At 52.6% G+C, this 14,282-nt stretch carries 11 protein-coding genes; 7 read left to right on the top strand and 4 right to left on the bottom strand.

Translation table 11 applies throughout. From position 1 onward, the window contains the following. Nucleotides 1-19: 19 nt before the first annotated feature. Complete coding sequence (locus J2X14_RS03715; protein ID WP_352409845.1) at nucleotides 20-463, bottom strand: DUF2569 domain-containing protein; 444 nt, start codon at nucleotides 461-463, stop codon at nucleotides 20-22. A 105-nt stretch (nucleotides 464-568) separates the two neighbouring features. Next, nucleotides 569-784 (bottom strand): transcription modulator YdgT, encoded by a 216-nt coding sequence (gene ydgT, locus J2X14_RS03720; protein WP_352410135.1) that lies wholly within the window; start codon nucleotides 782-784, stop codon nucleotides 569-571. Between the two features lie 681 nt (nucleotides 785-1,465). Here ydgT and ytfQ point away from each other — a divergent pair. The 6 genes from ytfQ to J2X14_RS03750 all read left to right on the top strand — a co-directional run bounded on the left by ytfQ (nucleotide 1,466) and on the right by J2X14_RS03750 (nucleotide 9,637). After that, nucleotides 1,466-2,422: a galactofuranose ABC transporter, galactofuranose-binding protein YtfQ gene (gene ytfQ / locus J2X14_RS03725; RefSeq protein WP_352409846.1), complete on the top strand. Its 957-nt coding sequence runs from the start codon at nucleotides 1,466-1,468 to the stop codon at nucleotides 2,420-2,422. 71 nt (nucleotides 2,423-2,493) lie between these two features. Then, nucleotides 2,494-4,011 (top strand): galactofuranose ABC transporter, ATP-binding protein YtfR, encoded by a 1,518-nt coding sequence (ytfR, locus tag J2X14_RS03730; protein ID WP_352409847.1) that lies wholly within the window; start codon nucleotides 2,494-2,496, stop codon nucleotides 4,009-4,011. Further along, nucleotides 4,004-5,029: a galactofuranose ABC transporter, ATP-binding protein YtfT gene (gene ytfT, locus J2X14_RS03735; RefSeq protein ID WP_352409848.1), complete on the top strand. Its 1,026-nt coding sequence runs from the start codon at nucleotides 4,004-4,006 to the stop codon at nucleotides 5,027-5,029. The genes ytfR and ytfT overlap by 8 nt, the downstream gene beginning before the upstream one ends. Further along, nucleotides 5,022-6,014 carry a galactofuranose ABC transporter, permease protein YjfF gene (yjfF, locus tag J2X14_RS03740; protein ID WP_352409849.1) on the top strand — a complete coding sequence of 331 codons (993 nt, stop codon included), beginning with the start codon at nucleotides 5,022-5,024 and terminating at the stop codon, nucleotides 6,012-6,014. The genes ytfT and yjfF overlap by 8 nt, the downstream gene beginning before the upstream one ends. 262 nt (nucleotides 6,015-6,276) lie before the next feature. Further along, nucleotides 6,277-9,363, top strand: coding sequence for an RNB domain-containing ribonuclease (locus tag J2X14_RS03745; protein ID WP_352409850.1), 3,087 nt, complete (start codon nucleotides 6,277-6,279; stop codon nucleotides 9,361-9,363). Between the two features lie 112 nt (nucleotides 9,364-9,475). Then, nucleotides 9,476-9,637 carry a hypothetical protein gene (locus tag J2X14_RS03750; RefSeq protein ID WP_352409851.1) on the top strand — a complete coding sequence of 54 codons (162 nt, stop codon included), beginning with the start codon at nucleotides 9,476-9,478 and terminating at the stop codon, nucleotides 9,635-9,637. A gap of 47 nt (nucleotides 9,638-9,684) precedes the next feature. Here the strand turns inward: J2X14_RS03750 and araA are convergent, their stop codons facing one another. Both araA and J2X14_RS03760 read right to left on the bottom strand, forming a co-directional pair. Next, nucleotides 9,685-11,187, bottom strand: coding sequence for an L-arabinose isomerase (gene araA / locus J2X14_RS03755; RefSeq protein ID WP_352409852.1), 1,503 nt, complete (start codon nucleotides 11,185-11,187; stop codon nucleotides 9,685-9,687). 9 nt (nucleotides 11,188-11,196) lie between these two features. Then, nucleotides 11,197-12,882 carry a ribulokinase gene (locus J2X14_RS03760; RefSeq protein WP_352409853.1) on the bottom strand — a complete coding sequence of 562 codons (1,686 nt, stop codon included), beginning with the start codon at nucleotides 12,880-12,882 and terminating at the stop codon, nucleotides 11,197-11,199. A 372-nt stretch (nucleotides 12,883-13,254) separates the two neighbouring features. Here J2X14_RS03760 and J2X14_RS03765 point away from each other — a divergent pair, with 372 nt between their 5' ends. Beyond that, nucleotides 13,255-14,238, top strand: coding sequence for an arabinose ABC transporter substrate-binding protein (locus J2X14_RS03765; protein WP_352409854.1), 984 nt, complete (start codon nucleotides 13,255-13,257; stop codon nucleotides 14,236-14,238). The last annotated feature ends 44 nt before the right edge of the window (nucleotides 14,239-14,282 follow it).

Below are 14,282 nucleotides of genomic sequence, written 5' to 3' on the forward strand. Positions count from 1 at the left end.
ATGGTGGTTTTGACAACGCTTAGGGTGCGACAAAGGTCTCTTTCACCCGTCGGGAGCGCCTGAAATAGGGGACCAGCACCGCCGCCGCCAGTAACGCGATCAGTAATGTGCGCACTGCTGCGCCATCAGTTACCGGAGAAAAGGCGAAGGTTTTTAACGCCAGCACCACCGTTAACAGTAGCCAGATAATGTAATGGCGCGGCAGGCGACGCGAACGCAAACAAAAAATCCACGTTACCCAGGCGCTGTAACACCAGACCGCCAGCGAGGTCGCCAGCGATAATCCCCACTGCACCAGAAAAGCGTGATCGTGGCTGAACAGCAGTTCGCGCCAGGCGGGATTAAACAGTGCGCCGATGTACATCACCACCACTAACGCGCTGCTTAACAGCGTCAGAATCAGCCAGGCGAGCGGCAGCAACAGCCAGCCGCCGAGGCGCGGCGTGGAAGAGGTTAACGACATAATGCATTCCTTACGGGACAAAGTGCGGCGTGAGACAGGCGTTGTCCAGGCACGCCTGTTGGGTCGGGCATTATAGGGGAAAGAAGCGAAAGGAAACAGGCAGGATTAAACGACGTAACGCCAAACCGATTTAGGCACTTCACCTAAATTAAATAACCTTCCACCGGAAACCAGTTCTGCACGACGGTGATCGGCAGCGCGATACATATTCATTAATTCCTGGTCGTCAGTCAGCGAATAATTGAGGTGATCAAAGAGCTTTTCCAGACTTTCTGAGGTATTAATTTTACGAAATTTTAACAGATAATCTTGCGCTGTCATAATAACCATAATAATGGAAAGAAGAATGAGCGACTCAGTATAGAGAGGCCGCGCCATCTGTCCAGCGCCTGCCAGGTAAAAAACCGTGAAATTCAGAAAATAGCGCTGTTCAGAAAAAGTTAAGATTGAAGTTTATCTTGTCTTTCTTTTCTTAGATTCTGCAAACGATTAGCGGGAAAAGCTATTCACCTGAATAGATCTGTTGCCAGGAATTTTCTTAGCAAATAGCTATCAGGGGCCGGTTTAACGCAGAGAGAAGCGTGACATTAACGTTGTCACAAAAAAAGCCAATATTCTTAGATTAACGCTGTTAATGCCTTAATCGCCGATCTTTTTGCCAGAAAGCCCTCTAATCGGCACTGTGCGAAGCATCACAAATCCATTATTTAATCTGCAGAACTTAGCGTTAATCCTGATGGCTGAAGTTTACACGTCCCTGTAATCGGTTCCAAAACGCAGACCGGCTAAACGCTTCTCTTTATTACAGTTATTTAACAGATGCACCAACAAAAAACAGGCGATTTATCCATATTAGCAACAAGAGATTTTCAACCAAGAAACAGGTAACCCTTTTAATTAATTGAATTTTGTGAAGTATGTCGAAATCTGTCGTAGCCGAATCCGCCAGGCTGTAATAGCTTTGTACCTGAACATCTGAATCCCACCAGAGGAATAAATATTATGTGGAAGCGTTTACTTATCTCAGCCATGGTGAGCGCTGCGCTCGCCGCACCCGCGCTGGCGGCCGATCTGACCGTTGGTTTTTCTCAGGTTGGCTCTGAATCAGGCTGGCGCGCGGCTGAAACCAGCGTCGCGAAAAGCGAGGCGGAAAAGCGCGGCATCACCCTGAAAATTGCCGACGGCCAGCAGAAGCAGGAAAACCAAATCAAGGCGGTGCGTTCATTTATTGCTCAGGGCGTTGATGCCATTTTTATTGCGCCGGTGGTACAGACCGGTTGGGAGCCGGTGCTGGAAGAGGCGAAAGATGCCGAGATTCCGGTGTTCCTGCTCGACCGCGCCATCGTGGTGAAAGATAAATCGCTTTATATGTCGGTCATTACCGCAGACAACGTGCTGGAAGGGCGGCTTATTGGCGACTGGCTGGTAAAAGAGATGAACGGTAAACCCTGTAACGTTGTAGAGCTACAGGGAACGGTCGGTGCCAGCGTGGCAATCGATCGTAAAAAAGGCTTTGCTGAGGCGATTGCTAATACCCCTAATATCAAAATTATTCGTTCCCAGTCCGGCGACTTTACCCGCAGCAAAGGTAAAGAGGTGATGGAAAGCTTTATCAAGGCGGAAAATAACGGGAAAAACATCTGCATGGTCTATGCCCATAACGACGATATGGCCATCGGCGCTATTCAGGCTATTAAAGAAGCCGGATTAAAACCAGGCAAAGATATTCTCACCGGCTCGATTGATGGCGTGCCAGATATTTATAAAGCGATGTTGGCAGGTGAAGCCAACGCTAACGTTGAATTAACGCCAAATATGGCGGGGCCAGCCTTTGACGCGCTGGAGAAATTTAAGAAAGACGGCGCCGTACCACCGAAAGTGATTAAAACCGTGACTACGCTCTGGCTGCCGGCCGATGCGCAAAGCGAACTCGATAAGAAAAAGAATATGGGCTACTAAGGCGCCCTTAACCGCTGTCGTCGGCCAGGCTTTGCCGCCTGCGCCGACCTTTTTATTTACCGAGGCGCATTATGAACGAGCAAACAGATCCGCTGCTGGATATTCGTGGCGTCAGCAAATTTTTTCCCGGCGTTAAGGCGCTGGATAATGTCTCTTTCAGCCTGCGGCGCGGCGAAATCATGGCGCTGCTGGGAGAAAACGGGGCGGGGAAATCTACCTTAATCAAAGTGCTGACCGGCGTTTATCAGCGTGATGCCGGTGAGATTTTGTTAAACGGAGAGCCGATAGCGCCGCGTAATACCGCGCAGGCGCAGCAGGCAGGCATCGGCACCGTTTATCAAGAGGTGAACCTGCTGCCGAATATGTCAGTGGCGGATAATCTGTTTATCGGACGCGAACCTAAACGCTTCGGCATGGTTGACCGGAAAACCATGGTTAACGATGCCCGTAGCCTGCTTAACCGCTACGGCTTTGAACTGGATGTAAACCGCCCGCTTGGCCACTATTCGGTGGCGATGCAGCAAATTATCGCCATCTGTCGTGCGGTTGACCTTTCAGCCCAGGTGCTGATTCTCGATGAGCCAACCGCCAGCCTTGATGCCAGCGAAGTCGAGATGCTGTTTACCTTAATGAATCAGCTCAGGGCAAAAGGCATGAGCCTGATTTTCGTTACGCACTTTCTCGATCAGGTTTATCGCGTTTGCGATCGCATTACCGTATTGCGCAACGGACAGTATATCGCTACCCGCGAGACCCATACTTTGCCGCAGCTGGAGCTGATTAAGCTGATGCTGGGGCGCGACCTGCTGCAAACCGCGCTGCAGCGAGCCGGACGTACGCTACGCAGCGAAAAACCGGTGGTGGAGTTTCATCACTACGGCAAAAAGGGCGCTATCGAACCTTTTGATCTTCAGGTGCGTCCGGGTGAAGCCGTGGGGCTGGCGGGGCTGCTGGGTTCGGGCCGTACCGAGACGGCAGAGGTGCTGTTTGGCATTCGCCGTGCGGACAGCGGTACGGCGACCATTCGCGGCAAAAAACAGACCATCCGCAGCCCCGCGCAGGCATCAAAGCTTGGCATGGGATTTTGCCCGGAAGATCGTAAAACCGACGGGATTATCGGCGCGGCCTCGGTGCGGGAAAATATCATTCTGGCGCTACAGGCGCAGCGCGGTTGGCTGCGTCCAATCAGCAAGCGTGAACAGAGCGACATCGCTCAGCGTTTCATTCGCCAGCTGGGGATTCGTACGCCCAATGAGGAGCAGCCGATTGAGCTGCTTTCCGGCGGCAACCAGCAAAAGGTGCTGCTGTCGCGCTGGCTGGTTACCCGACCACAGTTTTTGATCCTTGATGAACCCACGCGCGGCATTGACGTGGGCGCCCATGCGGAAATTATTCGCCTGATTGAATCGCTTTGCGCCGATGGGCTGGCGCTGCTGGTGATCTCTTCGGAGCTGGAAGAGCTGGTGGGCTACGCGGATCGCGTGGTGATCCTGCGCGATCGCCAGCAGATAGCGGAAATCCCGCTGGAAAAACTTTCGGTGTCGGCAATCGTCAGCGCTATTGCGGATGGAGGAGCACAACATGCCTGAAGGCCACGTATTATCGGAGAAGCCCGCGATGCAGAAGCGTAAGCGTAAATTCCCGCCGGGTATGCCGCAGCTGGTGGCGCTGATCCTGGTGCTGCTGATCGACAGCCTGGTGGCAAATAACTTTTTTGCGCTGCATCTGCAGGATGGGCGGCTGTTTGGTAGCCCAATCGATATCCTTAACCGCGCGGTGCCGGTTGCGCTGCTGGCGATCGGTATGACGCTGGTGATCGCCACCGGTGGCATCGATCTTTCCGTGGGCGCGATCATGGCGATCGCCGGTGCCACGGCGGCAACGTTGACGGTGGCGGGGCACAGCCTGCCGGTGGTAATACTGCTGACGCTGCTCAGCGGCGTGCTGTGCGGCCTGTGGAACGGCATTCTGGTGGCGCTGCTGAAAATTCAGCCGTTTGTCGCCACGCTGATTTTGATGGTGGCCGGACGTGGGATCGCGCAGCTGATCACACAGGGACAAATTGTCACCTTTAACCATGATGCGCTGGGCTGGATCGGCAGCGGGTCACTGGCGCTGTTGCCGGTGCCGGTCTGGATCGCGGCGATCGTCGCGCTGCTGGTTTGGTTGTTAACGCGCAAAACCGCGCTTGGGCTGTTTATTGAAGCGGTAGGCATTAACCTGCGCGCGGCACGCAACGCCGGGGTTAACGGTTGGCTGGTGGTCATGTCTGTTTATGTGCTCAGCGGATTGTGCGCGGCCGTCGCCGGGCTGATTGTTGCGGCGGATATTCGCGGCGCAGATGCCAACAATGCCGGATTATGGCTGGAGCTGGATGCGATCCTGGCGGTGGTGATCGGCGGCGCATCGTTGATGGGCGGGCGCTTTAATATTCTCCTGTCGCTGCTGGGCGCGTTGATTATCCAGGCGATGAACACCGGCATTCTGCTTTCCGGCTTTCAGCCGGAACTGAACCAGGTGGTTAAAGCGGTAGTGGTGATGGCGGTATTGCTGCTGCAGTCGCCGCGTTTTCTGCAATTACTGAAACGGCGAGGCAAAAATGCTTAAACGTCATTTACCCCTGATGATTACGCTGCTGGTGTTTGTTACGGGCTATCTGTTTTGTCTGACGCAGTTTCCCGGCTTCGCCTCTACGCGCGTTATTGGCAATATCCTTACTGATAACGCTTTTCTCGGCATTATCGCCGTTGGCATGACGTTTGTGATCCTCTCCGGCGGGATCGATCTCTCCGTAGGGGCGGTGATCGCCTTTACCGGCGTTTTTCTCGCCAGAGCGATCGGCGATCTGCATCTTTCGCCCTGGCTGGCGTTCAGCATTATTTTGCTGGCGGGCGCTGCCTTCGGCGCCATGATGGGCTGGCTGATCGATGCATTAAAGATCCCGGCTTTTATCATTACGCTGGCGGGTATGTTTTTCCTGCGCGGCTGTAGTTACCTGATTGCGGAAAGCTCAATTCCTATCGATCATCCGCTTTACAGCACGCTTTCCAGCATGGCGTGGAAAATGCCGGGCGGCGGACGCTTGAGCCTGATGGCACTGATTATGCTAATGGTGGTAGTGCTGGGGATTATGCTGGCGCACCGTACCCGTTTTGGCAATCAGGTTTACGCGATCGGCGGAAGCATGCATTCAGCGCAGCTAATGGGCGTCTCGACCCGCGCCACCACCGTGAAGGTCTATATGCTGTCGACAGTGCTGGCGACGCTGGCCGGTATTGTGTTCTCACTCTATACCTCAGCGGGTTACGCCCTGGCGGGAATGGGCGTGGAGCTGGATGCCATCGCCTCGGTCGTGATCGGCGGCACATTGCTTTCCGGCGGGGTGGGCACCGTGCTGGGCACGCTGTTCGGCGTACTGATTCAGGGCCTCATTCAAACCTGGATTAATTTTGATGGCACGCTGAGCTCCTGGTGGACCAAAATCGCTATCGGCATTCTGCTTTTCGCCTTTATCGCCTTACAGCGGCTGCTGACGGTGATATGGGATCGGCAACAGAATGCGCCAGTGAAGCGTATTAGCCTGGAACCGTAGTTATCACGCGTCGCATCTGAATAAGTATCCAGGGCTGGCAGGCCAAAGGATACCCTTCGGGCGCGGCGCGTTTTTAAAGCACCTTTTTAGTTACAACATACTATAACAAACGCTATTGTCGCCGGGTGTTAGAGCGTGCTCAACAGCAGTCAACAGGATAAAAACAGGCGATCTCATAATCAGCGGATTTTGAAATAATGACCGAAGTAAAGATGCTAGGGTCGTGCCTCTTTTTATTTTATGGAATTTTTCGAGAGCATCTATGTATTCAATACCGTCATCTATATCCAGTTCTGGCGCCCACAGGGCCTATAGGGAGAATCTTAAGCCAGATGAGAAAAACGGCGACACACTATGGCTTAAATGCAAGGAGTGGGCGGATGCAGCACCAGCAGGAAGCGGTGAAGCGCGCGATATTGCCCTGGCGCGTATAGAACATTGTCATCAATATAATGTGGCTGAGTTGGATTTCACCGACCTTAACCTCACCAGCCTGCCGGAGGCGCTGCCATCGGTTATTAAAACTGTTCTTCTTAAAGCTGACGTGTTGGCGGCATTACCCGTGAATTTATCTACCGATATAGCATTAAAAGGTGTAAGCGAGGCAGATAAAACCCTCGATTATATTCGTGAGAAATTGCCTTTACCTGAAACGATTAAAACCTTGCTGGATAAATATAGTGATAACCCTGAAATTATTATCAGGTCGCAACCTGGACTGAAAGCGTTATTAGAAGATGAAAATGGCTTGCTGCGCCTGGAAAAACATTTACAGCATTACGATGCGGTAGTAAAGGATCTGGCAGAAGCTGTCAGGAAACGGGATGTTTTTGCTATAAAAGATATCGTTCATTCACCTCAGAACAATGCGCTGATTAATCCTTTTCGCCTGGTGTCGGTATGTAAAGATGATGCCGGGAAAATTGTTTTAGTGTGTAGTAAATCCCCGCACGGAGAATATAAAGTTCATAGCGGGGCCGATCGTTTGCATAGCAATATACGCGAGGGTTCTCTGCCGGGGGATGTGATACTTTGTCAGACAACCACCCCGAAGCATCTGTGCTTTGATAAGCAAAAGATTATCCTCAACGGGATTGAGTTTTTTCTGCCGAGCGATAAAAAAACAGCGCCGAGTCATATTATCAACGAATTGATTGACAAGCATAAAGAGCGGTTATTAAGAACGTGCCAGTCAAATTTAATAAAAGAAAATGCCGAATATCAACAAATTGTAAAAACAAATAAAAGAGAGATCGCCGGGTTACAAAAAAAGATTAAAGCGTTGCAGGCACAGTTAGCCCGATTAAAGAAAACAATGGTGGCGGATGAAAATAGTAAACAACAGCTAAAAAACATTCAGAGTGAGATTGATAAATTACAGATTGCAACCAGGAAAAGAAATAATGAAATAGATCAGCAGAAGAGTAGGGTATTAGAACAATTTCCTCAGCTAATCAAACAGCGTTATCCTGAGCTGGCGGAGAGTGCTGACGATAACGAGGCAATAAAAGATTTTTTGTATAATAAAGAAAATTATCCAGACTATGAACATTTGCACGCGGAGGCGAAAGAATACATTAAATTATCCACGGTAAGCAGTCATATCCATAACAGCAAAAAAAATAGTCGTCTCTCTGAGGAGCCGCCTGAGCTCGAAATGATCAATTATCTGGGTAGGGCACAAACGGCAACGGTTGTTCAGCACAATGGAGAATTACGATTACGTTTTTTCGGCGCCAAAGCCGAGCCGTTACCTTTTAAACCGGTCGCTGGCATGGTTTTACGGCCGGGCAGCGTGGTCAGTGCCACGCTGATAAAAAATAATGCTACAAGTGATATCGCTGAGATCCATGAAAACCTCAACTTTACGATCGACGAGCCGTTTAGCCTGCACAAGTTAATGGCCGCGCGGGAAAATATCAGAATTGATAATCCATCAGAGAGTTTAGTTCCACCTGCGCAATCAATACAAGACAGGTATGCCGCTGAGCGTGTCGATTTACGCCACCTTCCTTTTGTCACTATCGATGGCGCCCGAACAGCCATTATTGACGACGCGCTTTATGCCGAGCGCCTGAAAAACGGTGCCTACGATCTCTACGTTGCTATTGCGTCAACGGCGGCCTTGATTGAGCCGAATAGCCAACTGGAGCAGGAGGCACGCAGCAGGGGGCAAAATATTTACTTACCGGGTATGGTATCGACGATGTTGCCAAATCAGATTAGCCGTCAGCTGGGGACATTAAGTCCGCAAGAGGATAAAGCAGCATTAGTATGTAAAATGACCATCGACAGTCAGGGGCATCTGGATAAAGAATCCATTCAGTTTATGCATGCCACGGTGCGATCTCAGGCAAAGCTGGATTATGACACCGTTTCTGCTCATCTTGCTGAGGGAGATCGCTTGTCCGGGAAGACGGGTGAGACCTGTGCACTATTAAATGAAATTGCGCAAAAACGACATGCGGTCATCGGTGATACGCCTTATTTTTCACGCAATAATGATTATTATTTTAATGTTGATGAAAACAGCGGAAAGCTTATCTCTGTTAGTGAAAGCGCGCGGGGAAGCGCAAACGATCTGGTCCAGGATTTGATGATTACAGCTAATATTGCCGCCGGTGCCTGGCTTGGCGAAAAGCAGCAAAGCCAGGGAATATATCGTACCCATATTGGCTTTTCTCATCAGAAAGAGTTAAAAACGGTACTGGATTCTGAAAAGGTTTTTCTAAAAAATAATATTGACAGCACAGAAGGCTTCAGAGAAGTATTAACGGCACTGGAAAGTAATAAACTATCGGCCTCAGGTAAAAACAGAATACTTTCCTGGCTCACTTCAGCGAATTATTCTCATCAACCCCAGCCGCATCTGGGTATCGGCACGAATTTCTATCTTCCCTGGACCTCCCCGCTGCGTCGCTATGCCGATCTGGTGAATCACGAAATTGTGAGTGAAAAGATAAAACATACCGCGCAGGAAAGCGTTCCGGCGGAAAATAGCGCCAGGGAAGCGTGGCTAAACCAGGTTATCAATCCCGTTTTTACCAGGCAACTGGCGCAACAGCAAGGCAAAGTAAAGTCTTTACAGAAATCAGTAGAGCGTGCTTTGGTACTGGATTTAATTAAGCGTCAGCTTGATGAAAATAACCCGCTGTTATCGCAGGCGCTTATTAAAGAGACAATTAAACAGGGCCTTTACAAGGTTGAGCTGCCTGAATATAGAATTAACACGCTAATGAATTCGACAGAGGATTTTAAGCCCGATCAGCAATTAAAGGTGAAGGTAACCAAAGTTGAAGCGGATGACCGAAGAAGGCCGCTTGTGGTTTCATTAGTCATGCCTGAGTGAAAGCATAAATAAGCAATGAGTGCGCTCCGTTATTACACATCCTGAACGTTATTGGTTTGAGATGGCAGTAACGGAGCTTTGCTATCCCTTTAATTAGTTACAACATACTTCCATGTTAATTAAATTATGGTGCGCATTTTACGCCCGCAATACCGATTTTGGTCAGAAAGAGAAAACGGCGCCCGCCGTTGCCGCCAACTTTAGCCGACGTAAAGACCTCATTACTCACTACCAGCGCTACTTCTACAAGAAGGAGGGGTACTGCGGCCAATAAAAAAGCCGCATTGAATGCGGCTTTACTTCAATCATTCAACAACGTGCTTAGCGGTTTAAACGATAATAGACTTCGTTCCAGCGCAGCGCATCCTTAAAGGCGGGCAGCGTGGTGTCATTATCAATCACCATGATTTCGATGCCATGCAGCTCGGCATACAGACGCATATCATCCACGTCCAGCGCCTGGCTGAAGACGGTGTGATGCGCGCCACCGCCCAGAATCCAGGCTTCAGAGGCCGTCGCCAGGGAAGGCTGCGCTTTCCATAGGGCATTAGCCACCGGCAGTTTTGGTAACGGCTGCGGCTGTTCGATCGCATCCACCACATTCACCAGCAGGCGGAAACGGTCACCCATATCGATTACGCTGGCGTTCACCGCCTGGCCCGCAGGCGTGGAGAAGATCAGGCGGGCCGGATCGGCTTTGCCGCCAATACCCAGGAACTGCACATCCAGCAGCGGCTTCTCTTCTTTCGCAATCGACGGACAGACTTCCAGCATATGCGAACCCAGCACCAGCTCATTACCCGGCGAGAAATGATAGGTGTAGTCTTCCATAAAGGAAGTGCCACCGGGACGATCGCCCGCCATCACTTTGAAAATATGCAGCAGGGCGGCGGTTTTCCAGTCGCCTTCGCCAGCAAAGCCGTAGCCCTGCGCCATCAGGCGCTGAACCGCCAGTCCCGGCAGCTGCGTCATACCGTGTAGCGTCTGGAAGTTAGTGGTAAACGCACGGCAGCCTTCATGGTCCAGGAAACGTTTCATGCCGAGTTCGATGCGCGCCGCATCCAGCACATTCTGGCGTTTCTCGCCGTTAACGGCGGCAACGGCGCTAAAGCGATACTGGCTTTCATACTCATCAATCAGCGCATTAACGTCGCCGTCGCTGACCTGATTAATCACCTCAACCAGATCGCCCACGCCCCAGCCGTTAACCGCATAGCCAAACTGGATTTGCGCCGCGACTTTATCGCCTTCGGTAACCGCCACTTCACGCATATTGTCGCCGAAGCGCGCCACTTTCAGCTGCTGGCTGGCGTGACGCGCTGCCGCGCCGCGCATCCATTTGCCCAGGCGCTGGTGGCTTTGGCTATCCTGCCAGTGACCGGTGATAACGCTGTGTGAAAGGCCCATGCGTGCGCCGATAAAGCCGAACTCGCGGCCGCCGTGCGCCGTCTGGTTCAGGTTCATAAAGTCCATATCCATGGTATCCCACGGGATTTCCGCGTTGAACTGGGTATGGAACTGCAGCAGCGGCTTAGTCAATACCGACAGCCCGCCGATCCACATTTTGGCCGGCGAGAAGGTGTGCAGCCAGGTAATAATCCCGATACAGCTGGTGTCATGGTTAGCGTCACGGCAGAGCGCCAGTGCTTCGTCCGGGCTTTTTACCAGCGGCTTCATCACCAGTTTTACCGGCAGGCCCGCTTCCCGATTCAGCCCATCCACTACCTGCTGCGCATGATCGGCAACCTGGCGCAGCGTCTCTGGTCCATACAGATGCTGGGTGCCAATCACAAACCACACATTCAGCGCATCAAACTGTTGCATAAAAACTCCTTAAATAGCGGAAGAGGGACGTGCGGCATAGTTTGGTTCAGCCGTTGCACACCACTGTTGATAACGTTCATAAAGCTGCTGATAGCGCGCCACGCGTGATGCGTCGGGCTGCAGCGTTTTTTCTACCGGGCTGGCCATCTGCTGCTGGGCGCTGGGAACATCCTGATAAACGCCCGCCGCTACGGCGGCAAAGATCGCCGCGCCCAACGCGCAGCACTCATCGGAGGCGACAATATCCAGCGGTCGATTCATCACATCGCAGCACACCTGCATAATGGCCGGGGATTTACGCGCAATGCCGCCCAGCGTCAGGATGTTTTCTACCGGGATCTGCTGCTGTTCAAAACACTCCATAATGGCGCGCGCGCCAAAGGCGGTGGCGGCGATAAAGCCACCAAACAGCGTCGGCGCATCGGTGCCGAGGTTAAGGTCGGTGATTACCCCTTTCAGACGCTGGTTGGCAAACGGCGTACGGCGGCCGTTAAACCAGTCCAGCACCACCGGCAGATGGTCGAGATGCGGATTCGCTACCCAGGCATCGGTTAACTGGCGCAGCAGATCCTGCGACAGCGCATCAAGCTGCGGTTTGAGTTCCGGCTGCTGTTGCGCCAGCTGTTTTAGCGGCCAGTTCAGCAGGCGGCTGAACCAGGCATACATATCGCCAAAAGCGGACTGGCCCGCCTCCAGGCCAATCACGTCTGGCGTGACGCTGCCGTCAACCTGGCCGCAAATGCCTTCAATAGCGCGGCTACCCACGCGTTCGCTGTCGGCAATCAGAATGTCGCAGGTGGAGGTGCCGATCACTTTCACCAGAGTATAAGGCTGAGCGCCAGCGCCAACCGCGCCCATATGGCAGTCAAACGCGCCGCCGGAGAGCACCACCGACGTCGAAAGACCAAGCCGCTGCGCCCATTCCGGCGTCAGCGTGCCGACCGGTTTTTCAGCGGTAAAGGTGTCGGTGAACAGCGGGTAGTCCAGCTGCTGGGTTAACATCGGGTCGAGCGCGTCGAAAAACGCCGCCTGCGGCAGGCCGTCCCACTGTGGATGCCACAGGGATTTATGACCGGCGGCGCAGCGGCCGCGACGAATGGCCGCCGGTGCGGTGGTGCCGCTCAGCAGCGCAGGCACCCAGTCGCACAGCTCAATCCAGGAAACCGCGGCATCGCGTACGGCGGCGTCGGCACGGGAAACATGCAGAATTTTGGCCCAGAACCATTCAGATGAATAAACGCCGCCGATATAGCGTGAGTAGTCTTCAAATTCACCGCTGCGGCAGAGCCGGTTAATCTCTTCCGCTTCCTCAATGGCGGTGTGATCTTTCCACAGCACAAACATGGCGTTGGGGTTATCAGCAAATTCAGGGCGCAATGCCAGCACATTGCCGTCACGGTCGATCGGCGCTGGGGTCGAGCCGGTGGAGTCCACGCCAATGCCGACCACTGCGGCGCGCTGCGCCTCGCTCAGGCGCGCCACCACGCCGCAAATGGCCTTTTCCAGCGCTTCAATATAATCCAGCGGATGATGACGGAACTGGCTGGCCTGCGGCACGCTGTATTCACCGGCCATCCAGCGCGTATAGGGCGCCACCTCTTTTTGTAGTTCTTCGCCGCTTTGGCAGTCTACCGCCAGGGCGCGAACCGAATCGCTGCCAAAGTCCAGACCAATCGTTATGGCACCAGCACGCATTCGGGCTCTCCTGTTAATGAACAATCGCAGGCTCTAACACTAAAAAGCGCGGCGATTTTTGGTTAGCCCTTGCCAGCTGCAAATATGCATTTTTCTGTCGTCGTCATGGGTTATGTGAAGCCGATCAAAAGTTAAGCCCCGGTTAAAATTGCTAAATCTATGGATAAAGCTGTCATAGTTTTGCTATGTGATACCGCTCTACATTTCGTGATGCGTTTCCCGCTAAAACTAGCCCAGCGTTTGTTCAGGTAACGCGCAACTACAACGCTAATTACCTGATTTACCGTTTTGAAAACATCTTTAATCCGATTGGTATCGTTTACACCGTTTCGTTGCGCACAACGAAAAAATTACACTGCGCCGGAGAACACCATGCACAAATTCACTAAAGCGTTAGCTGCCATTGGGCTGGCTGCCGTTATGTCACAATCCGCTATCGCTGAGACGATGAAACTCGGTTTTTTGGTTAAGCAGCCGGAAGAGCCGTGGTTCCAGACGGAATGGAAGTTCGCTGATAAGGCGGGCAAAGATCTGGGCTTTGAAGTAATTAAGATCGCGGTGCCGGACGGCGAGAAAACGCTGAATGCCATTGACAGCCTGGCGGCCAGCGGCGCGAAAGGCTTTGTTATCTGTACGCCCGATCCGAAGCTGGGCTCAGCGATTGTGGCCAAAGCTCGCAGCTACGATCTGAAAGTGATCGCGGTGGACGATCAGTTTGTCACTGCCAAAGGCAAGCCGATGGACAGCGTGCCGCTGGTGATGATGGCGGCGACCAAAATCGGCGAGCGTCAGGGCCAGGAATTATATAAAGAGATGCAAAAACGCGGCTGGGACGTCTCCACTACTGCGGTAATGGCGATCACCGCCAACGAACTGGATACCGCGCGTCGCCGCACCTCCGGCTCCATCGATGCGCTGAAGGCGGCCGGGTTCCCGGAAAAACAGATCTATCAGGTGCCGACCAAATCCAACGATATCCCTGGCGCGTTCGATGCCGCTAACTCGCTGCTGGTACAGCATCCGGAAGTGAAGAACTGGCTGATTGTCGGCATGAACGACAACACCGTGCTGGGCGGCGTACGCGCGACCGAAGGGCAGAGTTTTAAGGCGGCTAACGTGATCGGCATCGGCATTAACGGCGTGGATGCCATCAGCGAACTCTCTAAAGGCCAGGCGACCGGCTTCTACGGCTCGCTGCTGCCCAGCCCGGACGTGCATGGCTACAAAAGTATCCAGATGCTGCATGACTGGGTAACCAATAATAATGAGCCGCAGAAATTCACCGAAGTGACCGACGTGGTGCTGATTACTCGCGACAATTTCAAAACGGAACTGGCGAAAAAAGGGCTGATGTAAGGCGAATCGGCCTCGCCGGGCGGCAAGGATCGCCCGGCGAACAG

It is taken from the genome of Mixta sp. BE291 (assembly GCF_031457955.1).
GTDB lineage: Bacteria > Pseudomonadota > Gammaproteobacteria > Enterobacterales > Enterobacteriaceae > Mixta.